A 25,880-nucleotide genomic window follows, 5' to 3' on the forward strand; every position below is an offset into this window, starting at 1 on the left:
GTGCGGTGCGGGCTCAATCGTCCGCTTCGATCTGGCTGGCGACGAACCGCCGATCCCGATCGCTGAGGACCATGCCGGCCGGCACGTCTTCGCCGGTCGCCCTCTGGATCTCCGCGATCACGCGGTACTCGAGAGGGCGGTCGCCTGCACGCAGAATGGCGTGCCGGCTGCCGATGGTCAGGTACGGCCACCACTTCTCGATCGGCGGCAGCGCCGCCCGGGTGTCGGTCACGCCCGCTCACCTTCCTGTCGTTGCGGAGCCGACGCTAGCGCCGGCCCCTCTGTGTTCCCCCCGTACTGCTGTGCGCTCACTCGTGCCGAGCGGCCGGCCGGACGTTTCCGCGCCGCGGCACCGATGCCGCGAAGTCGGTCGTGGTGTCGCGCGAGTCTTCGCCGTCGCGCTGCCGGCGGTCGCCCTGCCCGGGGTGCTCCAGCGTCCGCTGCCCACGTGGGTTCGGATCCCGGTAGTCCACCGCCATGTCCTCACCTCCTCGTGCATGTCCGAAATCGGTTCATGACCAACAGCGGGTCATGTCCATTCAAGAGGTTGCCTCGGAATCGGGCACAGGTGAGAGGGGCTTGACGGTCCGCGCACTTCGGGCTAGTGAATCCGCGGTCCTGCCCCTGAACTGCCGGGTAGATTACGCCGACGGGTTCGCCGGCGTCAAGCGTCCTCGGAAGGGGGTGCCGGATTTCTCGGGCTAGCGCGTCAGCGAGTGCAGCCCGTCACGCAACTCGTCGGCGAAGAACCGCAGGAAGGCGTCGGGGTCCGGCCCGACGTTCTGCATCACGAGGTGGTCGAATCCCGCATCGACGTAGGGCTGGGCCGCCTGCAGGTGCTTGGCGACGTCCGGCCCGCACGCGAACGCCTCCTGCACGTCCTCCGGGCGCACGGTCTGCGTCGCGGCGTCGAAGTTCACCGGATTCGGAAGCTCGCTCATGACCTTCCAGCCGGCGAGCGCGAACCGTCCGGTCTCGAGCGCGGAGTCGATCGCGGACTGTTCGTTCACGGCGTACGACAGCGGGACCTCGGCGAACGCCGGGCCCGCCTTGCCGCTCGAGCGGAATGCCGGGACCAGCTCCGGATCCGGCTCGACGGCGAAGATGCCGTCGCCCAGCTCCTGTGCCAGACGAACGGATGCCGGCCCGCTGACGGCGACGCAGATCTCGGGCAGCCGGTCGGGCAGGTCGAACACGCGCGCGTCGTCGAGCTGCAGGTGCGTGCCCTCGAAGGACTGGTACCCGCCCTCCCAGAGCAGCCGGATGATCTGCAGGGCCTCGGTGAGGCGCTCGTGGCGCTTGCTCACCGACGGGAACTCCTGGCCGGTGATGTGCTCGTTCAACCGCTCGCCGGAACCGACGCCCAGGGTGAATCGACTCTCGGAGACGATCTGGAGGGTCGCGGCCATCTGCGCCACGATCGCCGGGTGGTAGCGGAACGACGGGCAGGTGACCCCGGTGACGAGGCCGATCGTCGAGGTCTTCGCCGCGATCATCCCCATCAGCACCCAGGTGTTCGCGCTGTGCTGCTGGCTCGAGAGCCAGGGGTGGAAGTGGTCGCTCATCTCGACGAAGTCGAATCCGGCGCGCTCGGCGGCGACCGCCTGACGCACGATCTCTGTGGGCCCGAAGCCCTCTGTCGACAGCTTGTATCCGATCTGCATGGCGCGAACGTAACAAGTGGCATGGGGTGGCCGAAGCCCCTTGACAAGCCCTCGGCCGCAGAAGCGCGGGACCGCCGACCCGCCGCACGCGCATAGGGTCGAAGGAGGACCCGAAGCTCGGAGGACAGACGTGAGCATCCGATTGACCGTGACGGCGACCACCTGGGTGACGCCGGTGGTGAGGCGCGTGCACTTCCGCTCCGACGACCTCTCGGCCTTCGCCGGCAGCGTCCAGACCGACCGCTACGTCAAGATCGTGTTCCCCAAGCCCGGCGTCGAGTACCCGGAACCGCTCGACATCCGCTCCCTTCGCGGCACCCTCCCGCCCGAGCACATGCCGGATGTGCGCACGTACACCGCGATCTTCCCCGACCTGGATGCAGGGACCGTCGCCATCGACTTCGTCCTGCACGGGGATGAGGGGGTGGCCGGCCCGTGGGCCGCCCGCGCGCAGCCGGGCGACACGCTGCTGGTCAACGGTCCCGGTGGCGGGTACCGGCCCGACCCGGAAGCGGACTGGCACCTGCTCGTCGGAGACGAGTCGGCGATGCCCGCGATCACCGCCGCCCTCCACGTGCTCGATCCCTCAGCGACGGCGCGGGTCGTGCTGCTGGTCGACCGGCCGGGGTACGAACCGGTGCTGCCGCTGCCCGCGAACGGGACCGTGACGCACGTCTACCGCAGCGACGTCGTGGGCGACGAGACCGAAGGACTCCTCGTGCGCGCGCTGCGCGCGATGGAGTGGCCGGACGGACGCGTGCACGCGTTCGTGCACGGCGAGGCGCAGGAGACCATGCACGGCCTCCGCCCCCTCCTGCTGAAGGAGCACGGACTCGCGCGCGACCAGGTCTCCGTGTCGGGATACTGGCGGCGCGGCCGCACGGAGGACGGCTTCCGGGCCTGGAAGTCCGAGCTGGCACAGGCCGAGGCCTCCTGAGCCGACCACCCCGCTCGCTAGCCTGGGACAGCGCCGGGCGCGCACGCCGAGAACGGAGACCCCATGGCCCGATTCACCATCGGAGAGCACGACTTCCTGCTCGACGGAGCGCCGTACCGAGTGCTGTCGGGGGCGATCCACTACTTCCGCGTGCACCCGGATCAGTGGGCGGATCGCATCCGCACCGCGCGGCTGCTGGGGCTCAACACGATCGAGACCTACGTAGCCTGGAACGCCCACTCCCCGGTGCGCGGCGAGTGGGACACGAGCGGCGGCCTGGACCTGGGCCGCTTCCTCGACGCGGTGGCTGCCGAGGGGATGAACGCCATCGTGCGCCCCGGACCCTACATCTGCGCGGAGTGGCACAACGGCGGGCTGCCGGTGTGGCTCACCTCGATGCCGGGGGCCCGGCTGCGCAGCTCCGAGCCGACGTACCTTGCCGAGGTCACCGAGTTCCTGCGCAACGTGTACGCGATCGTCGCCCCGCGGCAGATCGACCGCGGCGGCAATGTCATCCTCGTCCAGATCGAGAACGAGTACGGCGCATACGGCTCCGACAAGGCGTACCTCGCCGAACTGGTCCGCCTGACGCGCGAGCTCGGCGTGACGGTTCCGCTGACGACGGTCGACCAGCCGCAGCCCCAGATGCTGCGCGATGGAAGCCTCCCCGGACTGCACATGACCGGCTCGTTCGGCGCGCGTGCGACCGAGCGCCTGGCCACCCTGCGTGAGCACCAGCCGACCGGCCCGTTGATGTGCTCGGAGTTCTGGGACGGCTGGTTCGACTGGTGGGGCGGCGTGCATCACACGACGGATGTCGCGTCCGCCGCGCAGGAGCTCGACACTCTGCTGGCGGCCGGGGCATCCATCAACATCTACATGGTGCACGGCGGCACCAATTTCGCTCTCACGAACGGCGCGAACGACAAGGGCCGCTACCTGCCGATCGTGACCTCGTACGACTACGACGCACCCATCGATGAGGCCGGTCACCCGACCGAGAAGTTCTTCGCGTTCCGCGACGTGATCGCGAAATATGCGCCGGTGCCCGACGAGCTGCCGCCGTTGGCCGAGCCGGCGCCCACCCCGTCGGCACCGCTGGCGATCGTCTCGGAGTGGCTGGGCGAGGTCGCGCCCGGAACTTCTTCATCGGACGTTCCGCTCTCCTTCGAGGGGCTCGGTCACCTCGGTGCGCTGGTGCGGTACGACGCGGCGCTGGACGCCGGCGCGTTCGGAGATGGCCCCACGGCGTTGCTGGAGTTCGAGGAGGTGCGCGACATCGCGTGGATTTTCGTCGACGATGCGCCCGTCGGGCGCCTGTCGCGCGGGCTGCACGAGCGCACCCTCGCCGTGCCTCGCGGATCGGCGCTGACGGTGCTGGTCGAGGAGCAGGGGCGCGTCAACTACGCGCACCGACTCGGCGAAGAGAAGGGTCTGATCGGGGCGGTGACCCTCGGCGGGTCGCTGCTCGGCGGGTGGACCGCGACCCCCATCGACCTCGATGAGCTGGCGCGCCGCACGGTCTCCCCGGCGACCGCCGGTGGCGGCGGAGAAGGTCCGGCGGCCGGCCCGGTGGCTCTGCGCGGGACCTTCGCGCTCGAGCGACCGGCGGACCTCTTCCTCGATACGGATGCCTGGGGCAAGGGCTTCGCGTTCGTGAACGGATTCTTCCTCGGCCGTTACTGGCGGAACGGCCCCCAGCGGTCGCTGTACGTTCCGGGGCCCGTGACGCGCGCGGGTGAGAACGACGTCGTCGTGCTCGAGCTCGAGGGAATCCGCGAAGCGACGGCCCGGTTCGTGGCCGAGCCGCTGCTCGGCGACCGAGAGGAATAGCCGGCGGCATCCGCTCGGCACTCGCCTTCGCTGCCGGCTCTGCTGCGTGACGCTGCTGCTCTTGCGCGTGACACTTGCGTCCGCGCCGGGCTTGCTGCTGATCCAGCACGCCGCGACGCAGCGGCTCTCGGAGTGCGTCTCGACGTGGTGAGGACGGATTCAGCGGGCGCGGAGCCAGACGCTTCCCGCCGAGATGGAGACGTCGACGGCGTTCTCCGCGGAGGTCGAGCTCTCAAGGTCGTTGCGGACGTTGCCCGCGGACTCGCTGACGCTGACGTCGTAGTCGTCGTCCGGCAGGGTGAGCTCCAGGCTCCCGGCGCTCACGTCGATCGTCGTCTCTGTGGGGGCACTGCCCGTCAGCTCGGCGACCATCGCTCCGGCGCTGATCCGGATGTCGGCGGTTCGCACGTCGGCGATGTCCAGCTCGGCTCGGCCCGCGGAGACCTCAGCCGAGAGCGTCTCGGCGGCACCGTCCAGCCGGAGGTCGCCGGCCGCTACGTCGAGCTCCAGCTCGCCGAAGCCGCCCGCAGTCGTGAGCTTTCCGGCGGCAAGCTCGAGGTGCGCGTCGAGGTCGCCGTCCAGCTCCTGCGGCAGCGTGAGGGTCGCCGTCGTGGGGCCGCTCATCCAGCCTCCGAACCACCAGCCGTCGAACCAGCCGCGGTCAGGTGAGGCGACCACGAGCGTGCCGCCTTGGCGTTCGAAGGTCCAGTCGCCGCGGCCGGGGCCGCTCGTGACGTTCAGCACGGCCTCGTCGACGTCGGCGAAGGAGATGTCCAGCGTGCCGGCGGTCGCCTCGACGCCGAGCTCATCGATGCCTTCGACGTCGAGCGCCCGGGTGACCGTCTCGGTGCTGCCGGAGCCGACGGTGGCGGCGGCCGCGCCGCCGATGGTGACGACCGCGACGAGGCCGCCGAGTGCGGCCGTCAGGATCGCGATGATGCGCCCCGCGGACGGGCCGGATGACGGCGGCACAGAGGTGGACGGGTTCGCGACCGGCACTGCAGCGGACGGTGCGGCGGGCGGTGCGGCGGGCGGCCCTCCTGCCGGCGGAACCGGGGGCAGCGGCGGCCTTGGGGGCGGGGTGAGGTCGTTGGATGACATGTCAAGCTCCTGTCTGCGGCGATCCGCCATGTTCGAGGTGGGCGAGGGCAGCGAGCACCCGCCGGTTCCCGGAGTCGTCCTGCTCGAGGCCGAGCTTTTGGAAGACCGCGGTGATGTGCTTTTCGACGCTGCCCTCGCTGAGGTGCAGGGTGCGGGCGATCGCCTGGTTGGACTTGCCCTCCGCGAGGAGGGCGAGAACGGTCGACTCGCGGGCGGTCAGCCGCTGCATCCGCTCGTCCACCTGTCGACGGCCCAAAAGCTGGGCGACGACCTCGGGGTCGAGCACGGTGCCTCCGGCCGCGATCTGGGCGACGGACTCGAGGAATTCGGTGACGTCGGCCACGCGGTCCTTCAGCAGGTAGCCGAGCGCGCCTCCGCGCCCGCCGATCAGATCGGCGGCGTAGCGCTCCTCGACGTACTGCGAGAGCACCAGCACCGGCAGGTGCGGGTTCGCGGCACGCAGGCGGAGGGCGGCGCGGATGCCCTCGTCGGTGAAGGTCGGCGGCAGCCGCACGTCGAGGATGCAGAGCTCGGGGGCGCCCTGCGCCACGGCGTCATCGAGGGTGGTCGCGTCGGGGATCGCCGCGACCACCTCGTGGCCGGCATCCTCGAGCAGCCGCACCATTCCCTCGCGCAGCAGGACGGAGTCCTCGCAGATCAGGATGCGCACGGGACGCTCACCTCCACCTGGGTCGGTCCGCCCACGGGGCTGTCGAGTCGGAAGGTGCCGCCGGCGGCGATCACCCGGTTCGAGATGCCGTCGAGCCCGCCGCCGGGGGTGAGATGTGCGCCTCCGATGCCGTCGTCCTCGACGCGGGCCCAGAGTGCACCCCCTTCGCGCTCCCGGAGAAGCACCCGGCATTCCGAGGCTCGGGAGTGCTTGGCGGCGTTCGTCAACGACTCCGCGATCACGAAGTAGACGGCGGCTTCCGATACGGCGCTGCACCTGCGGGTAAGGCGGACGTCGAGCTGGACGGGGATGTGGGACCGAGCGGCGAGGGCCGACAGGGCGGCGTCGAGTCCGCGGTCATCCAGCACCGAGGCGTGGATGCCGCGGGCCAGTTGGCGCAGCTCGGTGATCGCCGCCTTCGTCGAGGTGTGGGCCTCGGAGATGAGCGCCTTTGCCGCGTCGGGGTCGTCGTCGACCTTCTGCTGGGCGAGGCCCAGTGTCATTCCGACGGAGACGAGGCGGGGCTGGATGCCGTCGTGCAGGTCGCGCTCGATGCGGGTGCGCTCCACTTCGGCCGCTCGCACCGCGCCGGCGCGCTGCGCGCTGGACGCCTGCGCCGCCTCGGCGTAGTGCTGCTCTCGGGAGGGGATCATCACGGCTCGCGAGATGAGGCCGTGCAGGAGAGCGAGCCCGACGATGGCGGCGAGGGCGAGGAAGGCGGTCGTGACTCCCCCGACGGGGGCCCAGGCGACCGGAAGGGAGAGGTCGGTGCGGCCGAGCGACACGGCCGGGGTGCTGGCGTAGAGCGGGGCGAAGGCGGCTACCAGGCCGGCCGCGGCCAGGGCGAGGGCGGCGAGGGCGATGAGGCCGAGCACCGTGGAGATGATGATGTTGGCGAGAGCGCGCCAGGAGTTCGGGTCTATGAATTGCAGCCAGATGGTGTGGAGGAATCCGGCGAACCCGGTGCGGTGGCTGCGCCGCAGGCGTCGTGGGGGCAGGTCGACGCCGTAGAGTCCCCCGACGCGCGCGGTCTCGAGCCAGCTGAGGCCGAACAGGGCGTAGGCGAAGGCGATGAGTCCGAGGAGGCCGATGCCGAACACGAGCAGGAGAGGGATGGAGGCGGCGAGAAGCGTGAAGAGTGCCCCGAGGACGAGTGGTCCCACCCAGCCGAGCGCGAAGAGGTGCGCCACGGCTCCGGCCAGTGGCAGCGGTCGTGCGATCGGGACGCGCTGCGGCAGCGTTGTTGTCATGGCTCCACGGTAGGTCGCGGGGCTCCTGCGCGCTCCCGAGGGATCCGGAAAGTTTCTTTCGGGTTTTCCCCCGTGGGTTAGCCCCCGGTGAGCCGCCGCGTCCGGACTCCCTACATCTCCTCCCGAAGCCGCGGCCCGCGCCCCGGGTTGCCCTTCCAATCCCCGTTCGGGAGGAGATCCCGAGTCGGGAGGATGGTGCGGGCTGTTCCGGTCCTCCCGAACCCGGATCTCCTCCCGAGGCCGCGGTTTCGGCCTGGGGCAGCCCGCCGAGCCCCGGCTCACTCCACCGTGAGCCCCCCGTTCAGGCGGTGGGCCGGAATTTCGTGGGGTGGGTGTTGTTCGCCCTCACCCCGCCCGATCACCGCCCAGACGTCGCCCCGCGACTCTATGGTGGAAAGCGGGGCACACTGCTGTGCACCGAGGCAACTCAGGGAGTTCTGTGTCGACGACGATCATGGTCCGCGCCGAGCACGCCGCCGGCGAGCGGCGGGTCTCCGCCACCCCGGACAGCGTGAAGAAGCTCACCGCGGCGGGAGCCACGGTGCTGGTCGCGTCCGGCGCTGGAGCGGGTGCGCTCCTGACCGACGCCATGTACGAGGCCGCCGGAGCGCGGATCGTCGCTCCCGACGAACCCCACGCCGCCGACGTGTACTTCCACGTGCGGCCTCTGGAGCCGGCAGAGGTCGCGGCCTTGCCCCGGGGCGCCGTCACAATCGGCACCGCCGACCCCTTCACACATCCCGAGAGCGTCGCGGCGGCCCGCGACCGGGGCGTCACCATGCTCGCCCTCGACCTGCTCCCCCGCATCTCCCGCGCGCAATCCATGGACGTGCTCTCGTCGCAGTCGTTCGTCGCCGGGTACCGGCTGGTGACGATGGCGGCGGATGCCTTCGGCCGCATGTTCCCGATGTCGATGACCGCCGCCGGAACGCTGGCCCCGACCCGCGTGCTCGTGCTCGGCGCCGGTGTCGCCGGGCTGCAGGCGATCGCCACGGCCAAGCGCCTCGGAGCAGTCGTGTCGGCTAACGACGTTCGCGCGGCATCGGCCGACGAGGTGCGCTCCGTCGGCGGCACCTTCATCGACCTCGACCTCGAGACGGCCGACGCCTCCGGGGGCTACGCGAAGGCGCTCGGCGAAGACCGTGCCCGCCGCCAGCAGGAGCTGCTCACCCCGCACCTCGTGACATCCGACATCGTGATCACCACCGCGGCCGTCCCCGGGCGAGCCGCCCCCCGCCTCGTGACAGCGCAGATGCTGGCCGGCATGCGCCCCGGCTCGGTGCTGGTCGACCTCGCCGCGGAATCCGGCGGGAACGTCGAGGGATCCGTGCCGGGCGAACGCCGTGCGGTCGAGGTGGCCGGCGGAACCGCCACACTGATCGGCGCACGCAACATCCACTCCGACCTCCCGGTCGATGCGTCGAAGCTGCTGGGAATGAACTACGCCAACTTCCTCGTCCCGCTGCTCACCGACGGCACCCTCGCCCTCGACTTCTCCGACGAGCTCGTCGCGGGTTGCGCGCTCACCCACGACGGCGCCGTCACGCAGGCCCGCATCGCAGAACTGCTGGAAGGAGCGGCCCGCTGATGGATCCGTTCGCCCTCATCACGATCACCGTGCTCGCGATCTTCCTCGGCTTCGAGGTCGTCTCCAAGGTCTCGAGCACCCTGCACACCCCTCTGATGTCGGAGGCCAATGCGATCCACGGCATCATCCTGCTCGGCGCCATCATGGTGGCGGGGCAGGCGGACGAACCTGTGACGCTGACGCTGTCGATCGTCGCCGTGCTGCTCGCCACGATGAATGTGGTCGGCGGATTCGTGGTCACCGACCGCATGCTCGTCATGTTCTCGGGCGGCCGGAGAGGCTCGTCGACGAAGAAGAAGCCGATGGATGCCGGAGGCGGAATATCTCCTGGTTCGTCTCCGAATGCGGATGCCGTGAGCCTCGAGGAGGCCGCCCAGTGAAGCTCCTCAGCCCCGAGACCGTCACGGCCGTCTACCTCGTCGCGGCGGTGCTGTTCATCCTCGCCCTCAAGGGCCTGAGCAATCCCCGGTCCGCTCGCCGGGCCAACCTGCTCGGCGCCGCCGGCGCGGCTCTCGCGGTGCTCGCCTACGTGTTCAGCACCACGATCCACAACATGGTCTGGATCGCCCTCGCCGTCGCGATCGGATCCGTCATCGCGGTCATCGCGTCGCGACGCGTGCAGATGACCCAGATGCCGCAGCTCGTCGCCGCCTTCAACGGCGTGGGCGGCGGTGCCGCGGCGCTCGTCGCCGTCGTCGAGGTCACGCACAGCGAGAGCGCATGGACCCTCGGCGTCGTGGCCGTCACCACCGTCATCGGCGGCGTCTCGCTCACCGGATCGTTCGTCACCTTCGGCAAGCTCCAGGGCGTGATCACCACGAGGGCGGTCGTCTTCCCCGGCCTGCGCGTGCTGCTGGTGCTCGCTCTGCTCGGGGCGATCGGACTCGGCGTCGCACTCGCCGTCACGGGCGACATCCTCTTCGCCTACGCCCTCCTCGCGGTCGGCATGCTGCTCGGCGTGCTGCTCGTCCTGCCCATCGGCGGCGCAGACGTGCCCATCGTGATCTCGCTGCTGAACGCGTTCACGGGTCTTGCGGTCGCGGCATCCGGTCTCGTACTCGGCAACGTGCTGCTGCTGATCGCGGGCACGCTCGTCGGGGCCAGCGGAACGATCCTCACGATGGCGATGGCCAAGGCAATGGGTCGCACGGTCACAGGCATCGTGTTCGGCGCGTTCACTGCCGTGGCATCGGGCACAAGCGGGGCGGCCGATGACCGGCCGATCCGCACGATGGATGCCGATGACGTGGCGATCCTCTTGGAGTATGCGCAGACGATCGTGATCGTGCCCGGATACGGGCTGGCCGTCGCCCAGGCGCACCACGCGGCGGCCGAGCTCGCCGAGCTGCTGCGAGAGCGGGGCGCCGACGTCGTCTTCGGCATCCATCCTGTCGCGGGCCGAATGCCCGGCCACATGAACGTGCTGCTCGCAGAGGCCAACGTGCCGTATGAATCACTCGTCGAGATGGACGAGATCAACGGGCGGTTCAAGGCGACCGACCTCGTGCTCGTCATCGGCGCGAACGACGTGGTCAATCCCGCCGCCAAGACATCCCCCGGATCGCCGATCTACGGGATGCCGATCCTCGAGGTCGCCGACGCCAGGCAGATCGTGTTCCTCAAGCGCAGCCTGAACCCCGGTTTCGCCGGCATCGAGAACGAGCTCTTCTACGACCCCAAGGTGGCGATCGTGCTGGGCGACGCCAAGGCGACCCTCTCGAAAGTCCTCGCCGGGGTGAAGGCGCCCGCCTGATCGCGGGGCAAGGCGCCCGCCTGATCGCGCGCTGCCCGGCGCCTGCGCGGGGCAACGCGCAGCCTGATCGCGCGACCTCAACCCGCCCGACCAAGATCGCCCGCGGGTGCGTGTAGCTCAGGTGTCCCCGTGAGTCAAGGGTGTGAGGAAGAACCGCCCGTTCTCGCACACTGAGGCAATGAACACGCCACCTTCTCCGCCTCGAAACCTGCCGGACTTGGTCTGCTTCTCGCACCTTCGCTGGGATTTCGTGTACCAACGCCCGCAGCACCTGATGAGCAGATTCGCGCGTGAGCGAAGGGTCCTCTTCATCGAGGAGCCCATGTTCGAGTCCGTGGCGCGGGCCGCCCTCCGCGTCGACCGACGCAGGGACGGTGTGGATGTGATCGTGCCCGTGCTCCCCGAAGGACTCTCGGCCCGCGAGGCCATCCTGGCTCAGGAGTCGCTGATCTCCGACTACCTCGATGCCCGCAGCGAGCGGCCGACATTCTGGTTCCAGACTCCCATGGCGTTCTCGTTCGCCCCGCTCGACCGGGCGGGCGCCGTGATCTACGACTGCATGGACGAACTCAGCGGCTTCAAGGACGCGCCCCCGGCACTCGCCTTCAACGAGAAGCAGCTGCTCGGCCGCGCCGACCTCGTCTTCACCGGCGGCCGGGCCCTGTACGAGGCGAAGCGGCAGAAGCACCCCAGCGTGCACTGCTTCCCGAGCGGCATCGACACGAAGCACTTCGGTCGCGCACGCGATCACCGCCGGAACGCACTTCGGTCGATGCACCGGCCGGCGACCGACCGCCCCCGCGTGGGATTCGCCGGGGTGATCGACGAGCGCATGGATGTCGAGCTGCTCGCCGCCGTGGCCTCGGCGCTGCCCGGAATGGACTTCGACATCGTCGGTCCCGTCGTCAAGATCGACCCCGATCTGCTCCCTGTCGGGGACAACATCCGCTACCTCGGCATGCAGGACTACGCCGTACTGCCCGAACTGATGGCGGAGTGGGACGTGGCGATGATGCCCTTCGCGTGCAACGAGGCCACCCGCTTCATCAGCCCCACCAAGACCCCGGAATACCTCGCCGCCGGTCTGCCCGTCGTCTCCACCAGCATCCGGGATGTCGTCGTCCGGTACGGCGAACCGGGTCTCGTGAGCATCGCCGACGATGCCTCACCCTTCTCTCGCGCGCTGGAGGCCGCCATCGAGACGCGTGACGATCCCGCCCGGCTGCGGGCCGTGGATGTCGCGCTGAAGGACAGCTCCTGGGACGGCATCTGGCAGCGGATGGCCGCACTCGAGCGCCAGGTGCTCAAGACCGCCGCAATATCGAAACCCGCCGCCGAAGCGCGATGACAGGCAACCGGGCAGCCCCCCGCCCGCAGGTCTGGGGAGGGATCGAGTGCACCGTCAATCGCGTGGGCGACTCATGGCACCGCCAGTTCGCGCGGAGCGGACACTACGAACGGCTGGAGCAGGACCTGGAGGCGTGCGCCTCGCTGGGGGTGACCGGACTGCGCTACCCGGTGCTCTGGGAGGAGGTGGAATCGCCCAGCGGCGAGCGGGACTTCACGTATGCCGACCGGGCGATGCGCTACCTCGAGCAGTCCCCGATGACCCCGATCGTCGGTCTGCTGCATCATGGCAGCGGTCCGTCCTCCACCTCGCTGGACGATCCGCAGCTGCCCGAGCGCCTCGGCGACTTCGCCGAAGAGGTGGCGTGCCGGTATCCGTGGGTCTCCGACTGGACGCCGGTGAACGAGCCCCTGACGACGGCCCGCTTCTCCGGCCTGTACGGGCACTGGTATCCGCACGCCAACGATGACCCGGCGTTCGTCGCCATGCTGCTGAACGAGGTGAAGGCGACGATCCTCGCCATGCGGGCCATCCGGCGTATGAACCCCGACGCGCGGCTGATCCAGACCGAGGACTTCGGCCGCACGGGGGGCACCCGGCCGCTGCGCGATCAGATCGCCTTCGACAACGAGCGACGGTGGCTCACTTTCGACCTGCTCAGCGGGCGCGTCGACCGCCGGCATCCGCTGTACGGCTACCTGACCGGCATGGGCGCCGCAGATCCCGCCGAGTTGCAGTGGATCGCCGCGAACGCGTGCCCGCCCGACATCCTGGGACTCAACCACTACCCGCGCAGCAACCGCTGGCTGGACCACCGCCTCGATCAGTTCCACCCCGCCTTCCATGGCGGCAACGGCCGCAAGCGCTACGCGGACGTGGCGGCATGCGATACGCACCTCGCCTCCCAGCCATCGCTGCTCTCGCTGATCGACGAGGCATGGCGCCGCTACGAGACGCCGATCGCCATCACCGAGGTGCATATCTACGACCACTTCGAGGGCCAGGCGGCGTGGTGGCGCGCAGCGCTCGCGGCGGCGGAGGTCGCCGCACACCGCGGCATCCCCGTCGCGGGGGTGACCGTCTGGAGTCTTCTCGGATCATTCGACTGGGACACCCTCTGCACGACCGAGGGCGATGAGGTCACCTATGAGCCCGGCGTCTTCGAGGTGCACAACGGTGAGCGCCTGGAAACGCCGCTCGCGGAGGCGGTGCGGGATGCGGCGTACGCGGTCGACCGCGACCGTCCGCACATTCCCTGGCTGGGTTCGGACCTGCCGATCCCCTCGAGCGCTCGGGGCATCGCCGACGAAGCGGCGGCCTGACGGGCCGTCGCGACGCCCGCATCGGTACTCGGCACCTCAGACCGGCAGGAGCGCGACCTCGCGCAGCTCCCCCGCGTCGACCACGGCGGTCATCATCGTGCATACCGGCTGCCGGCGGCGGTCGGTGGGAGATCCGGGGTTGAGCAGGCGCAGGCCACGGGGCGTCGCCGAGTCCCACGGGATGTGGCTGTGCCCGAAGACGACGACGTCGGCGTCGGGAAACTGGGCGTCCATGCGGGCGTGCCGGCGCTTGGCGTCGCCTGTCTCGTGCACCACGGCGAAGCGCAGCCCGTCGATTTCGCGCCGCGCCACCTCGGGCAGACGCCCCGTCAGGTCCGGGCCGTCGTTGTTCCCGTACACCCCCAGCACGTCGCCGTAGGTCAGCAGGTCATCGAGGACGGATGCGCTGACCCAGTCGCCCGCGTGCACGATCAGGTCCGCATGCTCCGCCGCCGCCCGCACGGCATCCGGAAGCGTGCGCGCCCGACCGGGGATGTGGGTGTCCGAGATCAGCAGCAGACGTGTCGTCATGGCGGTGTGCCCGAGCTCACCCCGGAGCCGAGAGCGCGTCGAAGGGCGCCACGGTCACGACGCCCTCGACCCGCCGCGCAAGTTCCTCATCGAGGGTGACGAAGACGTCCGCCTGGAGCTTGGCGACGGCGACGTATTCGGCAACCGCCGTGTCGTCCCAGTCGAACTCCCTCGCGAGCTGCCACGCGACGCCCCGCGAAACCCGGTCGCCGAGGAGGCGCACACGCATCGTCGTGATCCCATCGAGCAGGGAGCGCGCTTCTGCCTCATCCAGGGTCCCGGCACGCACCTCGCGGTAGATGAGCGAGAGCGCCTGCGAGCGCAGAAGGTTCGGCGCGACGAGGGTGCTGCCCTCGGGCACGCTGATCCCCTCGCGAATCATCTGGACGGCGGTGGGGGCGTCGATGGCGAATCTGGTCATGCCGGAATTGTGCGCGCCGCCGCCGACATCCGCTGCCGCGGGTCTACTTCGCCCGCGTCAGCAGGTGCACGGGAACGGCCAGCGCGAGGCTGATGGCGAGGATGCCGCCGATGAAGACCAGTCCCTGCAATGCCGGCAGCGAGAACGCGAACCCGACGAGCCACATCCCGCCCAGCAGAAGTATGAGGGCCAGGGTGTAGGCGATTCCGGTACTCATCTGATTGCGCTCCTGAAGTCGGCCGGCACGAGGGATCTCCAGTTTTGCCGCAATCGCACCGCGTCACAAGCTGAGCGCCCACCCTTGCGGAAAACCAGGTGCGTGCTAGTGGGAAGGCAGCGCACCGATCGCGTCCTCGGCCGCGACCCACGCCAGCATCGCGCACTTCACTCGCGCGACGTAGCGCGAAACCCCACCCAGCACGACGGCGTCGCCGAGCAGCTCCTCGTCGGGCTCGATCTGCCCGCGGGAGCGCATGGCGGTGCGGAAGGACCCGATGCGCTCCGTCAGTTGCGACGTCGTCAGGCCCTCGGCGAGGTCCGCCAGGAGCGATGCGGATGCCTGAGAGATGGCGCAGCCGGAGCCCTCCCAGCGCAGCTCCTCGATCGCGCCGTCGGCGGCGAGGTGCACCTGCAGCGTGACCTCGTCTCCGCAGGTCGGGTTGACCTGGTGCGACTCGGCGGCCGGCCCGCTGCGCAGCCCGAACCCGTGGGGCGTGCGGGAGTGGTCGAGGATCACCTGCTGGTACATCGCCTGCAGTTCACCGGAGCTCATGACCGCACCCCGAAGAACCGCGTGGCCGCGTCGACGCCTTCGATCAGCTGGTCGATCTCGTCGCCGGTCGTGTAGACGTACGAGCTCGCCCTCGTCGAGGAGGTGATGCCGAGCCGGCGGTGCAGGGGCTGCGCGCAGTGGTGCCCGACGCGCGCCGCGATCCCACGATCATCGAGGAACTGCCCGACATCGTGCGAGTGGATGCCGGCGACATCGAAGCTCGCGAGGCCCACCCGGGGGGCGCGGGCATCCGCGCCGAGCACGCGGACACCCGGAAGAGCCGCGAGCCCGTCGACCAGGCGCCGGCCCAGTTCGTGTTCGTGCGCGGCAATCCGGCCCATGCCGACGCCGTCCAGGTAGCCGATGGCGGCGGCGAGCGCGATCGCCTGCGACACGCGCTGGGTGCCGGCCTCGAACCGCTGCGGCGGAGGCATGTACTCGGCGGAGGTCATCGTCACGGTCGTGATCATGGAGCCCCCGGTGAGGAAGGGCGGCAGGGCGGCGAGCAGCTCCCGACGGCCGTACAGCGCACCGATCCCGGTGGGAGCCAGCATCTTGTGCCCGGAGAAGACCGCGAAGTCCACGTCGAGGGCCTTCACGTCGAGCGCAAGATGCGGCGCCGACTGGCACGCGTCGAGCAGCACGAGCGCGCCCACGGCGCGGGCACGACGCACGAGTTGGTCGACGGGATTGATCAGGCCCAGCACGTTGGAGACGTGGGTGAACGCAAGGAGCTTCGTACGGTCGTTGATCACGTCGGCAGCGCTCTCGAGTCGCAGCGAGCCGTCGTCCTCGATCGGGATGAACCGGAGGGTCGCGCCCGTGCGCGCCGCGAGCTCCTGCCACGGCAGGAGGTTCGCGTGGTGCTCCATCTCGGTGACGACGAGCTCGTCGCCCGGGCCGAGCCGGAACCGGCGGGCCTCTTCGCCGCCACGTCCGACGCTCGCGTTCGAGAAGCCGTACGCGACGAGGTTGATGGCTTCGGTCGCGTTGGAGGTCCACACGATCTCGTCCTCGGCCGCGCCGACGAACCGCGCGACCGCGCTCCGGGCGTCTTCGAACAGCTCGGTGGCCTCGGCGGCGAGAGTGTGCGCCCCGCGGTGCACGGCCGCGTTCGCGCCCTCGTAGTACGCACGCTCGGCATCGAGCACGGCGCGGGGCTTCTGGGATGTGGCCGCCGAATCCAGATAGACCAGCGGGTGGCCGCTCATCCGGGTGGCGAGGATCGGGAAGTCCGCGCGGATCCGGTGGACCTCGGCATCCGTGAGGGGGGCATCCGTGATGCGGGCATCGGTGCGGGGAGCGTCCGTGCGGGGAGCATCCGTGCGGGCGGCATCGCCGAGTAGGGCATCCCCGAGGAGGGCGTCCGTGCGGGCCGCGCCTGACAGCGGCCCGGTGCGGGTGCCGGCGGTCGATGCGTTTGTGGTCATGGTGAAAGCCTCTCGGGAACGGCGCGGCAGCAGGTGCGCGCGGCATCCGTTCTTCAAGACAAGCTTCGCAGGGTCGAGGCTATTCCGCCTGGGAGCAGCGCCCGGAGACGGAGCCCGACCGTAGCGCGGCGAACACCACCGCCGACTCGGCGCAAAATGCGGGTGCGGACCTGCGCGACCAGCAGATAGGGACGAGCGAGCCAGGAGAGCGACCCACGAAGCGAAGCCACCAAGCGAAGCCACGAAGCGAAGCCACGAAGCGAAGCCACGAAGCCGAGCAGTGGAAGGCGCGCCAGTGGAGGCCGCGCCAATGGAGGGCGCCGAGGCGGAGGCGCCCGGCGCGGCCAGGGACGCGCCGCTCGGGTCAGTCCCGGCTCAGCGCGACACCCGCCGCGCGCCGAGCAGGGTCGCGAGCCGCTCGAGCTGGGCGGGATCCTCCAGGGCCGAGCCCACCGCCACGACCCTCACGCCCGCGTCGAGGAAGTCCCCCGCGTTGTTCGCATCCATGCCGCCCGTCGCGACGAAGCGCACGTCGGGGAAGGGACCGCGCAGGTGCCGGAACCAGTCGACGCCCAGCCACTGGGCGGGAAAGGCCTTCAGCCACGTCAGACCGAGCGAACGCCCGAGCTGCACGTCGCTCGGCGTCGCCACCCCGGGCAGGATCGGGATGCCGGCGTCCTGGGCCGCGCGCACGATCGCCGGGTCGAGTCCGGGTGAGACCAGATAGCGGGCTCCCGCGCGATTCGCCACGTCGATCTGCTCGACGGAGATGATCGTTCCGGCACCGACGACCTTGCCGCGTTCCGCGCCGACGCGCGCGACCTCGCGGAGCGCCGCCTCGTCCTCCGGCGTCTGGAGGGGAAGCTCCACGGAATCGATGCCGAGATCCCAGGCCGTCCTGGCGAGGGCGACGGAGCGCTCCACCCCCATGCCTCGCAGGATCGCCATGAGAGGAACATCAGCGAATGCCTCGTCGAACCATGCGGTCGTGCTGTCGGTCATCTTCCGATCCTCTCGTCGATGAAGTCTCCCGTGGTCTGCAGTGTGAGGGCCGCCCGGCCATGGCCGGCGCGCAGGCGCTTCTCGTGCGGGGCGCCGGCCAGCACGGCGGCGAGGTACCCGCCGGCGAAGGCGTCGCCCGCGCCGACGACGTCGACGACCTGCACCGAGAACGACGGTTCGAAGATCTCCAGGCCGCCGGCGAAGACCGTGGCGCCCACCTCGCCGTCCTTGACGACGAGTTCGGGGATGTCGGGGAACAGCGCCCGCACGTCCCGCGCTCGTTCGGTCCCCCAGAGTCCCTCGGCCTCATCGCGGCCCACGAAGACGAGGTCGGCCCGTCGCGCGAGTGCGGCGAGCGCTCCGGCCGCGGTGGCGGGGTCCCACAGCGCGCGCCGGTTGTTCACGTCGAAGCTCACCAGCACGCCCGCCTCGCGAGCGCGCCCGATGGCGCTGTCGAGGAAGGACGCCGCCGAGCCGGAGATCGCGGCGGTGATGCCCGAGACGTGCAGGATGTCGATTCCGTCGAGGGCGAGCAGGTCGGCGTCGGCCGGGGAGAGATGCGAGGCCGCCGAATCGGACCGGTAGTAGAGGACTCCGCTGCCCGGGTCCTTGAAGTACACGCCGGTGCGGTGCGCGGCATCCATCACGACCGTGGAGACATCGACTCCCCTTCGCCCCAGCTGCGCCGCGACCCGCCGGCCGAGGGCGTCGTCTCCCAGCCGGCTGAACCATCGCGCCGGATACCCCAGCGCGGCGACGTGGGCGGCGACGTTCGACTCCGCTCCGCCGGCGTCGAGGTGGAAATCCTCGGCGTCGACAAGTCTGTGACCGGTTGCCGGCGTCACGAGCGCCATCGTCTCACCGACCGTGAGGAGCCCGGCGCCAGGGCGAGGTCGGTCCGAGGAATTGCTCGTCATACCGATCACCGTAGGGCGGCGACGGGGGCGGCGTCCATTTCGTCGATCGCCTGTTACCTCCCGCGATCGCCCAGGGGCGCGTCAACCGAGCCGGGCGCGCCACTCGTCGAGAATCCGGGAGATCGCGGCACTCGACGCCCACGGCACCTCCGGCACCTCACGGCGCCCCTCCGCGAGCGCGAGCGACACCGCGTCCGCCTCCGCGGCGAATGGATCGACCGGCTCCACCTCGATCACCCGCTCGCCCGAGTCGCCGCGCACGGTCGCGCGGGCCGGGCTCTCCTCGCGGGATCCCCACACATCGGGCACGGGGATGCTGCCGCGCGTGCCGACGATGGTCGCCTCCTCGGGCATCGCCGTCACGATGGCGGTGCGAAGCATCGCGGTGAAGCCGCCGAAGTCCACGACCGCGACGGCTTCGACATCCACCCCGGTCTCGCCGATGGTGCCCTCCGCAGAGACCAGCACCGGCTCGCCCCGGTCCGCCCACCGGGCGACAGCCACGGCGAGGGATGCGGGGTAGCCGCCGACATCCAGGATCGCCCCACCCGCGAGCGCCGGATCGAAGAGCCGGCCGGTGTGCTCGCCGGCCGCGAATCCGAAAGCCGCTTCCATGCTGACGAGCTCACCGATCTCGCCGCTCTGCACGACGGTCCGCAGCTCCCGGGCGAGCGGCCCGAAGCTGTGCTTGAACGCCTCCACGAACGGCCGGCCCGAGCGTTCGGCCGCCGCGAGCACCTCAGCGGTCGCCGCCGCCGTCGGGGTCACGGGCTTCTCGCAGAGGACCGCCTTGCCTGCTTCCAGCGCCGCGATCGCGAGGGGCGCGTGACCGGTGTGCACCGTGCCGATGTAGACGGCATCCACGTCGTCGCGGGCCAGCACGTCGTCATACGTGCCGTGGACGGGGGCGCCGTATCTGGACGCGAACGCCTCCGCGCGTCCCGCATCCGAACTGCCGACGGCGTGCAGCACGCCGTGCTCCGAACGCGGAAGCGCCCGCGCGAAGAAGCCACTGATCTCACCGGGTCCGAGGACCGCCCACCGAGTTCGTTCCATCGGGCGACGCTATCAGCCCGAGACCGTGTGAATCGTCGAGGCGTACGCGTTTGCCCCTGCTGCGCGTCAGAGCCGGGCGACGCCGGTCCAGATGATGGCGACGCCGATCAGGAGCAGGATGACGGCCGTCACGGACTTCATGTTGCGCGACACCCAGTCCTTCATCGACACGAGCCGCGGCGCCATCTTCTCGGGCTGCGCCATCGTCATGATGATGGGGATCGCCACGGTGGAGCACCCCACGAGGGTGTAGACCAGGATCGGCACGATCGAGCCGGCCGGCGTGAGCCCGTCGCCGCGCAGCGCGAGCGCCGCCGCCATGGCCAGAAGCAGCGCCTTCGGGCGCACGTTCAGCAGCAGGGCCACGCCGAATGCCGCCCATGGCCCGAACGAGTCCACCGCGCTCAGCCACTTCGGCATGGTCGTGGAGGGATGCCGGCGAGCGCGGACCCACTCGAACACGGCGATCGCGATGAGGGCCGCGCCGACGACGATCTCGAGGGTGCCGATGACCGTGTCCGGGCGCCTCGGCGATCGCGACGCGGGCAGAAGCTGGGCGGTCAGGGTGAAGAAGACGAGCACCACCGCGATCCCGATCACCCAGCCGATGAGGAACGGCACAGACGACTGCTGCCTCTTGGGCGAGAGCAGGATGACGATGGTCGCCAGGATCGGCACCGAGCTGAGGGCGACGGCGATCGCGATCGGAAGCATGTGACCGATCGCCTGCAGCATTCGTCGTCCCTCATGTGTGCCCGGCCGCGCACACCACAGCGACTTTCGCCCGGACGGCCGGGTGCGGTTCGTGAGCCCCAACTGTATCGGCGCGAGGGGCGGTGCGGCGAAGGGGCGACCTCGGAGGTTAGGACGCCCTTGGCCGTTCTGCAACCCCCTTCTCGGCTCCGCATCGAGCCGGAAAGATGGATGCATGCTCGAGTTGCACTACACCGGAGACAGGATCCTGATGGCCGACGCCATCGGAGAAGCGGTGATGCGCTACGCCAGCGCGCTTGCCGAGGCGAAGACGTCCGATGTCATCGTGGTGCCCGTCATAGACGACAAAGGCCAGCCCTCGCAGGCGGAGCTGCTGATCGGGCCCGCGAGCCAGCTCTATTCCACCCCCGCTCCCGACGCGGACGAGGTGGGCGCCGACCCGGCGGTGATCGCGGAGCTCGATCGCCGCGCACGCCGGCTTCTGCCGTCGCTGGCGCAGCCGGTCGAGCGTTCGGAGTCCTCGTCGTACTTCGACCCCGACATGGCGTAGCCGGCAGGGGGTCCTCGGGTCTAGACGAGGATGCGCAGCGTCATGCGGTCTCTCCGCTTCTGTGGAGGCGTTCGAAGAGGTCCAGGCTCAGCGCCGCGGTCCAGCTGAACTTCATCGTTCCCCGGGGTTCTCCGGTGTGCGGGTCCACGTACTCCGGAAAGTCGTGACCGAGGCCGAGATCGGCCATCTGGCTGGACAGGTCGCGCGCCGCATCGTCGTAGCCGCGCTCATAGAGCGCTTCGGCGATGAGCCAGGCGGTGTTGAACCACGACGGCCCGCGCCAGTAGCGGGCGGAGTCGAAGGTGGGCGCCGTCAGGTCATGGCTCGGCACGAGGGCTGCCGACCCGAGTCCGAAGTGCGGCGAGTGCAGCGTCTCGAGCAGCCGTTCCGTGCGCGGGAGCTCGGGCACCAGCAGCGGGAGGAGGCCCGAGACGGTGCGAAAGCGCTCATGCCGCCCGGCGATCGCGTCGCGGGCGACATAGCATCCGAGCTGGTCGTCCCACAGGGAGTCGAGCGATTCCCCGAGCGCCCTGGCCCGGCTCCGATGGGGCTGCGGATCCTCGCCGAGCAGCTCCGCGATCCGTGTCATCGCCCACTCCGACCGGATGAAGAGCGCGTTGACGGCGGGGTCCTCGAGCACGAACGGGTAGCCATCGTCGCGGTCATCGCAGTCGTGGTCGCGGTATCGGGCGGCCAGGTAGAGGTACTTGCCGTATTCGGCGTTCGACGGCCGATGGCTCGCGTCGGCATGCGCCAGGTCCGGCCGAGGGATGTCGCCCTCGTAGGACTCGCCGATGCGAGCCAGCGGGCCGTCCCAGAACGGCGAGTTGTCCATCCCGCTCTCCCACGGGTGCACGACGTGCACGAGACCTGACGCTCCGGTGCGACGGTCGGCGAGGTAGTCGTGCCAGGCGCGCAGCGCCGGGTAGGCGCGCTCCAGGAACCGCCGCCGAGCCGAGGTCTCGGGGTCGGCCTCGTGCACGAGCAGCACGGCCAGCGCGTGATTCGGCGGCTGGATCAGGCCGGATGTCGGCACCACGGGGCTGCCCGGGATGCGCTCGCTGTGCCAGAAGGACGGCCCGGGCGAGTACTGGACGTCCAGGCGCGGATTGAAGACGATCTGAGGAAGGCGCCCGTCGTCCCACTGCGCGCTGAGGATCGAATCCAGCTCCTGCTGCGCGCGGCGGGGCGAGATATGACGAAGGCCGATCGCGATGAAGCCCGAGTCCCAGCTCCACTGGTGCGGGTAGAGGCCTGCGGCGGGAACGGTGTACGTACCGCGCCAGTTCTCCGCCAGCACCCGCGTGGCGGCCGCGATCGCCAGATCGTTCATGAGTGCAGCCCGCCGTTCATGCGTACAGCCCGCCGTTCATGAGTGCAGCCCGCCGTTCACTCGTACAGCCCGCTGTGCGCGGACGCAGTCCCCACGCTCACAAGTACCGCCGCAGCAGCACCGGAACCGCGGGGAGCACCTCGTCGGCCGGCCCGGACAGGCGGCTCTCGATCGCGATGGGACCGGTGTAGCCGATCGCCTGCACGGTGGCGCCGAACAGCGCCCAGTCGATGTGGCCGGCGCCGGGTTCGAGCCGATTCGAGTCGCTGGCCTGAACGTGCCCGATCAGCGGACCGGCGTGCATGAGGGCCGCAGCGGGATCTGCCTCCTCGATGTTCATGTGGTACGTGTCCGCACCGATCCGCACGGAGTCGAGGCCGATCAGCCCGATCAGGCGGGCGGCGTCGGCCAGTGTGTTGACCATGTGGTCCTCGTAGCGGTTGAGGGGCTCGAGATAGACGCTCACGCCCTCCTGCTCCGCGACGCGGCCGAGCTCGCCGAGTGAGTCGACGAGCACCTGCGTGTCCTGTTCGGGGGTGCGCGGCGGCTCGAACGGCGGCAGCCGGCGCGAGAACATGCCCCACGATGCGGGAGTCATCGCCCCGCGGCCCCCCAGGGCGGCGACGACGCGCAGCTGATCGGACATCTGGGCGACGGCATCCCGGCGCAGGTCGTCGTCGAACGCGCCGATGAAGTGGCTCATCTCGACGCACACCGTCGGCATGTGCACTCCTGCCCTGACCGCCCGCTGCAGGTCGGGCAGGCGGGCCGAGAGCGCGCGTTCCCCCTGGCCGCGCAGTTCGATGCCGTCGTACCCCCACGACTGTGCGAGGTCCCACTTCTCCTCGAGAGTGTCTCCCTTCAGCACCTGTTCCTGCACGCACACGGCGTTGATAGGGCTCATGAGGGGTCCTCCCGAAGGTCGAGAACGACCTGCAGCGCTTCCTGCGGCGTCTCATCGAGCATCCGGTATGCCTCCGCGACGCCGTCCAGCGTGATGGTGTGGGTGATGAGCGCCGTGACGTCGAGGCGTTCCTCCGCCGCCAGGCGGAGGGCGGTGCGGTTGAGCCGCAGCCTGTCCCATCGATGGCTGAGCGATGGCGACGAGCCGGAGATCTGCGAGCACACGAGCTGCACCCGGTTGTGGTGGAACTCCTCGCCGAGACGCAGGCCGACGGCATCGCCCTGGATGAATCCGGCGACGACGACGCGGGAGTTGTATGCGACGGATCGCACGGCCTCGTGCAGGGCACGGGCGTTGCCGCTGATCTCGATCGCCACGTCCGCACCGCGACCGTCCGTGAGCTCGCGGATCCGCTCGGCGACGCCCTCCCGCGGGTCGAGGGCGAGCTCCGCGCCGAGCGAGAGAGCGAGGTTCCTGCGGCTCTCGATGCCGTCCACGACAACGACACGCCCGCCGTTGAGCCGCGCGAGCTGCGCCACCAGCTGGCCCGGAACGCCCAGGCCGAAGACGGCCACGGTCTCGCCGATGTGGATGTCGGCGTCGAGCACGGCGTTGACCGCCACCGCGCCGATGTGCGAGAAGATGCCGATGCGCGGGTCGGCGTCGGGCGGAAGCACCCGCGCGGCCGCCTGCGCGCCGTCGAGCACGGCGGAGCTGCGGTGCCCCCACGTGCCCCACACGCGATCTCCGACGGCCACCCCATCGTGCGACGTCCCGACCTCCACGACCTCGCCCACCTCTTCGTAGCCGAGGGTCGTCACGGGGAAGGCCGGCTCCGCTGCACCGTCGCTGAAGAGGCGGGATGCCGCATCCCACTGCTTGGTGACATGCGGGCTCGTACCGCGATACGCGGTCAGTTCCGTGCCGGCGGAGATCCCCGAGTACAGCGTGCGTACGCGCACCTCCTCCGCGCCGAGAGCGGGATCGGGGTCTTCGACGACGGACACCCTCCGTGCTTCGGGGAACGTAACGCGCAAGCCCATCGGCTGACCTCTCATCCTGTCGGTCGCCACAGTATGCCCAAAGCGATGTCACCGACAAGCGTTCATCCAGAAATAGGACATAAATAAGGCCCATTCGGTCAGCATGCAAGCCCTGGCGTTTGGATTTAGTCTTGTGGTCGGACATAAAGGGGTGCTTCAATGGCGGCAGCGCTCCATGGTTGTGGATCCGAGTCGGTGATGACCAGGCGTGCTCCGCCCCCGGCGGGACCTCGATCCGGCTACCGAAAGAAGAGACCATGCGCACTGTCCGCGCAGGCGTCATCGCCACCTTCACCGCCACCGCCCTGCTGCTGACCGGCTGTTCCGCCGGCGGCGGCGAGGAGACAGACGACAGCATTCTGATCTGGACCGTCGAAGACGTCGCCGAGCGCGTCCAGGCACAGCAGGCGATCCTCGACGCGTACTCCGAGGAGGCGGGCGTCGAGATCGAACTCGTGGCGCTCGCCGAGGACCAGCTGGCCACCGTGCTGGCTTCGGCCGCGGCATCCAACGAACTGCCCGATGCCATCGCGGCCGTCTCCCTCAACGGGCTCAACCAGCTCGAGACCGACGGGGTGCTCGACGCGAGTGCCGCCGATGACATCGTGGGCGAGCTGGGTGCCGACACCTTCTCACCGCGGGCGCTCGAGCTGACGCAGAACGCCGACGGCGCGCAGCTCGGTGTTCCGAGCGATGGATGGGCCCAGCTGCTCTACTACCGAACAGACCTGTTCGAGCAGGCCGGGCTCGAGGCGCCGACCACCTACGAGACCATTGCCGAAGCGGCGACCACGCTGCAGTCCCCCGCGGTCGCGGGCATCGTCGCCGCCACGGCACCGGCCGACTCCTTCACCGCTCAGACGTTCGAACACTTCGCGCTCGCGAACGACTGCCAGCTGGTCGATGACTCCGGGGAGGTCACGCTCGAGAGCCCGGAGTGCGTCGAGGCGATCGACTTCTATACGAAGCTCATCAGAGACGGGTCGGTGGAGGGCAACCAGGATGCCGACACCACGCGCGCCACGTACTTCAGCGGCGGCGCGGGGATGATCGTGTGGTCCTCGTTCCTGCTCGACGAGCTCGCGGGCCTGCGCAACGACGCCCTGCCGACCTGCCCCGAGTGCACAGACCCCGCCTACCTCGCACAGAACACCGGCATCGTCAGCGCCATCGAGGGTCCGAGTGGCAGCGAGCCCGCATCGTTCGGGGAGATCGTGTCGTGGGCCGTGCTGAGCGGAGCCTCGTCCGAGACCCAGGGCCTCATCGAATACGTGATGGGCGACGGGTACCTCGACTGGCTGGCACTCGCCCCGGAGGGCAAGATGCCGACGCGCCTCGGCACGGCCGACAACCCCTCCGAGTTCACCGACGGCTGGAAGGAGCTCGAGGCGGGCGTCGACACCAAGGCGCTCCTCTCCTCCATCTACGGCGAGGAAGTGCTGCAGACGGTGGTGGACGCGCCCAGCACCTTCAGCCGCTGGGGCCTGCCCCAGGGCCAGGGCGCGCTCGCGGGCGCGGTCGGCGGACAGTTCGTGATGCCCAGCGTGCTCTCGGAGACCATCAACGGCGGCGTGAGCGCCGAGGACGGCGCCCGCCAGGCGGCCGAGCAGGCCAACGCCATCAAGGGAGACCTCGGCCTGTAGCCGGGGTGGGGGGGGGCCGGCGGGGGGCCGCGGGGGCCCCCCGGCGCCCCCCCCGCGCCCCCCCCCCCCCCCCCCCCCCGCCGCCGCCCCCCCCCCCG

General features: G+C 70.2%; 27 protein-coding genes. 9 read left to right on the plus strand and 18 right to left on the minus strand.

Translation table 11 applies throughout. The features are described from left to right. Positions 1-13 precede the first annotated feature (13 nt). The 3 genes from ACPW96_RS03255 to ACPW96_RS03265 all read right to left on the minus strand — a co-directional run bounded on the left by ACPW96_RS03255 (position 14) and on the right by ACPW96_RS03265 (position 1,664). Positions 14-232 carry a hypothetical protein gene (locus ACPW96_RS03255; protein ID WP_425819191.1) on the minus strand — a complete coding sequence of 73 codons (219 nt, stop codon included), beginning with the start codon at positions 230-232 and terminating at the stop codon, positions 14-16. Positions 233-308: 76 nt separating this feature from the next. Beyond that, the gene (locus ACPW96_RS03260; RefSeq protein ID WP_425819189.1) at positions 309-479 is read right to left on the minus strand and encodes a hypothetical protein; all 171 of its coding nucleotides are present in this window, start codon (positions 477-479) and stop codon (positions 309-311) included. Between the two features lie 222 nt (positions 480-701). Beyond that, positions 702-1,664, minus strand: coding sequence for a TIGR03557 family F420-dependent LLM class oxidoreductase (locus tag ACPW96_RS03265; protein ID WP_425881994.1), 963 nt, complete (start codon positions 1,662-1,664; stop codon positions 702-704). 130 nt (positions 1,665-1,794) lie between these two features. On the opposite strand from ACPW96_RS03265, the gene ACPW96_RS03270 reads away from it, so the two are divergent. Together ACPW96_RS03270 and ACPW96_RS03275 are read left to right on the plus strand one after the other, a co-directional pair. Then, a complete protein-coding gene (locus ACPW96_RS03270) occupies positions 1,795-2,601 on the plus strand; it encodes a siderophore-interacting protein (protein ID WP_425881995.1) in 807 nt (268 codons plus the stop codon). Between the two features lie 63 nt (positions 2,602-2,664). After that, positions 2,665-4,434 carry a glycoside hydrolase family 35 protein gene (locus ACPW96_RS03275; RefSeq protein WP_425881996.1) on the plus strand — a complete coding sequence of 590 codons (1,770 nt, stop codon included), beginning with the start codon at positions 2,665-2,667 and terminating at the stop codon, positions 4,432-4,434. Between the two features lie 159 nt (positions 4,435-4,593). Here ACPW96_RS03275 and ACPW96_RS03280 read toward each other — a convergent pair whose 3' ends face one another. The 3 genes from ACPW96_RS03280 to ACPW96_RS03290 are packed head-to-tail and all read right to left on the minus strand — an operon-like array spanning position 4,594 to position 7,455. Continuing rightward, the gene (locus ACPW96_RS03280) at positions 4,594-5,535 is read right to left on the minus strand and encodes a hypothetical protein (RefSeq protein WP_425881997.1); all 942 of its coding nucleotides are present in this window, start codon (positions 5,533-5,535) and stop codon (positions 4,594-4,596) included. Position 5,536: 1 nt separating this feature from the next. Next, positions 5,537-6,205: a response regulator transcription factor gene (locus ACPW96_RS03285; RefSeq protein ID WP_425819179.1), complete on the minus strand. Its 669-nt coding sequence runs from the start codon at positions 6,203-6,205 to the stop codon at positions 5,537-5,539. Beyond that, positions 6,193-7,455, minus strand: coding sequence for a histidine kinase (locus tag ACPW96_RS03290; protein ID WP_425819177.1), 1,263 nt, complete (start codon positions 7,453-7,455; stop codon positions 6,193-6,195). Before ACPW96_RS03290 ends, ACPW96_RS03285 begins: the two co-directional genes overlap by 13 nt. A gap of 439 nt (positions 7,456-7,894) precedes the next feature. Here ACPW96_RS03290 and ACPW96_RS03295 point away from each other — a divergent pair, with 439 nt between their 5' ends. From ACPW96_RS03295 to ACPW96_RS03315, 5 genes are all read left to right on the plus strand, one after another. Next, positions 7,895-9,043 (plus strand): NAD(P) transhydrogenase subunit alpha, encoded by a 1,149-nt coding sequence (locus ACPW96_RS03295; RefSeq protein WP_425881998.1) that lies wholly within the window; start codon positions 7,895-7,897, stop codon positions 9,041-9,043. Further along, positions 9,043-9,423: an NAD(P) transhydrogenase subunit alpha gene (locus ACPW96_RS03300; protein ID WP_425881999.1), complete on the plus strand. Its 381-nt coding sequence runs from the start codon at positions 9,043-9,045 to the stop codon at positions 9,421-9,423. The genes ACPW96_RS03295 and ACPW96_RS03300 overlap by 1 nt, the downstream gene beginning before the upstream one ends. Further along, positions 9,420-10,796, plus strand: a complete 1,377-nt coding sequence (locus ACPW96_RS03305) for an NAD(P)(+) transhydrogenase (Re/Si-specific) subunit beta (RefSeq protein WP_425882000.1) — start codon at positions 9,420-9,422, stop codon at positions 10,794-10,796. The genes ACPW96_RS03300 and ACPW96_RS03305 overlap by 4 nt, the downstream gene beginning before the upstream one ends. A gap of 274 nt (positions 10,797-11,070) precedes the next feature. Then, the gene (locus ACPW96_RS03310) at positions 11,071-12,144 is read left to right on the plus strand and encodes a glycosyltransferase (RefSeq protein WP_425882001.1); all 1,074 of its coding nucleotides are present in this window, start codon (positions 11,071-11,073) and stop codon (positions 12,142-12,144) included. A 62-nt stretch (positions 12,145-12,206) separates the two neighbouring features. Next, on the plus strand, positions 12,207-13,466 hold the full coding sequence (locus ACPW96_RS03315; RefSeq protein ID WP_425882002.1) for a family 1 glycosylhydrolase: 1,260 nt from the start codon (positions 12,207-12,209) through the stop codon (positions 13,464-13,466). 36 nt (positions 13,467-13,502) lie between these two features. Here the strand turns inward: ACPW96_RS03315 and ACPW96_RS03320 are convergent, their stop codons facing one another. The 9 genes from ACPW96_RS03320 to ACPW96_RS03360 form a co-directional block, all read right to left on the minus strand. Further along, complete coding sequence (locus ACPW96_RS03320; RefSeq protein ID WP_425819165.1) at positions 13,503-13,997, minus strand: metallophosphoesterase family protein; 495 nt, start codon at positions 13,995-13,997, stop codon at positions 13,503-13,505. A gap of 16 nt (positions 13,998-14,013) precedes the next feature. Next, on the minus strand, positions 14,014-14,418 hold the full coding sequence (locus ACPW96_RS03325) for a type II toxin-antitoxin system VapC family toxin (protein ID WP_425882003.1): 405 nt from the start codon (positions 14,416-14,418) through the stop codon (positions 14,014-14,016). A gap of 43 nt (positions 14,419-14,461) precedes the next feature. Continuing rightward, positions 14,462-14,635 (minus strand): hypothetical protein, encoded by a 174-nt coding sequence (locus ACPW96_RS03330; protein ID WP_425882004.1) that lies wholly within the window; start codon positions 14,633-14,635, stop codon positions 14,462-14,464. Between the two features lie 105 nt (positions 14,636-14,740). Beyond that, positions 14,741-15,190 carry a Fe-S cluster assembly sulfur transfer protein SufU gene (gene sufU / locus ACPW96_RS03335; RefSeq protein WP_425819159.1) on the minus strand — a complete coding sequence of 150 codons (450 nt, stop codon included), beginning with the start codon at positions 15,188-15,190 and terminating at the stop codon, positions 14,741-14,743. After that, a complete protein-coding gene (locus tag ACPW96_RS03340; RefSeq protein ID WP_425882140.1) occupies positions 15,187-16,401 on the minus strand; it encodes an aminotransferase class V-fold PLP-dependent enzyme in 1,215 nt (404 codons plus the stop codon). Before ACPW96_RS03340 ends, sufU begins: the two co-directional genes overlap by 4 nt. Positions 16,402-16,995: 594 nt before the next feature. Beyond that, entirely contained in the window at positions 16,996-17,622 is a 627-nt protein-coding gene (locus tag ACPW96_RS03345) for a bifunctional 4-hydroxy-2-oxoglutarate aldolase/2-dehydro-3-deoxy-phosphogluconate aldolase (protein ID WP_425819155.1), read from the minus strand. Beyond that, positions 17,619-18,539, minus strand: a complete 921-nt coding sequence (locus ACPW96_RS03350) for a sugar kinase (RefSeq protein WP_425882005.1) — start codon at positions 18,537-18,539, stop codon at positions 17,619-17,621. Before ACPW96_RS03350 ends, ACPW96_RS03345 begins: the two co-directional genes overlap by 4 nt. 81 nt (positions 18,540-18,620) lie before the next feature. Further along, positions 18,621-19,595 (minus strand): Gfo/Idh/MocA family protein, encoded by a 975-nt coding sequence (locus ACPW96_RS03355; protein ID WP_425882006.1) that lies wholly within the window; start codon positions 19,593-19,595, stop codon positions 18,621-18,623. A gap of 66 nt (positions 19,596-19,661) precedes the next feature. Continuing rightward, entirely contained in the window at positions 19,662-20,330 is a 669-nt protein-coding gene (locus ACPW96_RS03360; protein ID WP_425819148.1) for a GAP family protein, read from the minus strand. Positions 20,331-20,523: 193 nt separating this feature from the next. Here ACPW96_RS03360 and ACPW96_RS03365 point away from each other — a divergent pair, with 193 nt between their 5' ends. Beyond that, positions 20,524-20,859: a hypothetical protein gene (locus ACPW96_RS03365; protein WP_425819146.1), complete on the plus strand. Its 336-nt coding sequence runs from the start codon at positions 20,524-20,526 to the stop codon at positions 20,857-20,859. A gap of 40 nt (positions 20,860-20,899) precedes the next feature. Here ACPW96_RS03365 and ACPW96_RS03370 read toward each other — a convergent pair whose 3' ends face one another. The 3 genes from ACPW96_RS03370 to ACPW96_RS03380 all read right to left on the minus strand — a co-directional run bounded on the left by ACPW96_RS03370 (position 20,900) and on the right by ACPW96_RS03380 (position 24,103). Next, a complete protein-coding gene (locus ACPW96_RS03370; RefSeq protein WP_425882007.1) occupies positions 20,900-22,192 on the minus strand; it encodes an MGH1-like glycoside hydrolase domain-containing protein in 1,293 nt (430 codons plus the stop codon). A 97-nt stretch (positions 22,193-22,289) separates the two neighbouring features. Next, a complete protein-coding gene (locus tag ACPW96_RS03375; RefSeq protein ID WP_425882008.1) occupies positions 22,290-23,096 on the minus strand; it encodes a sugar phosphate isomerase/epimerase family protein in 807 nt (268 codons plus the stop codon). Further along, complete coding sequence (locus tag ACPW96_RS03380) at positions 23,093-24,103, minus strand: zinc-dependent alcohol dehydrogenase (protein WP_425882009.1); 1,011 nt, start codon at positions 24,101-24,103, stop codon at positions 23,093-23,095. The genes ACPW96_RS03375 and ACPW96_RS03380 overlap by 4 nt, the downstream gene beginning before the upstream one ends. A gap of 293 nt (positions 24,104-24,396) precedes the next feature. Between ACPW96_RS03380 and ACPW96_RS03385 the strand changes: the two genes are divergently transcribed. Further along, positions 24,397-25,782: an ABC transporter substrate-binding protein gene (locus ACPW96_RS03385; RefSeq protein WP_425882010.1), complete on the plus strand. Its 1,386-nt coding sequence runs from the start codon at positions 24,397-24,399 to the stop codon at positions 25,780-25,782. Positions 25,783-25,880: the final 98 nt, after the last annotated feature.

Source organism: Micromonospora sp. DT81.3, assembly GCF_049847225.1.
Classification (GTDB): domain Bacteria; phylum Actinomycetota; class Actinomycetes; order Actinomycetales; family Microbacteriaceae; genus Microbacterium.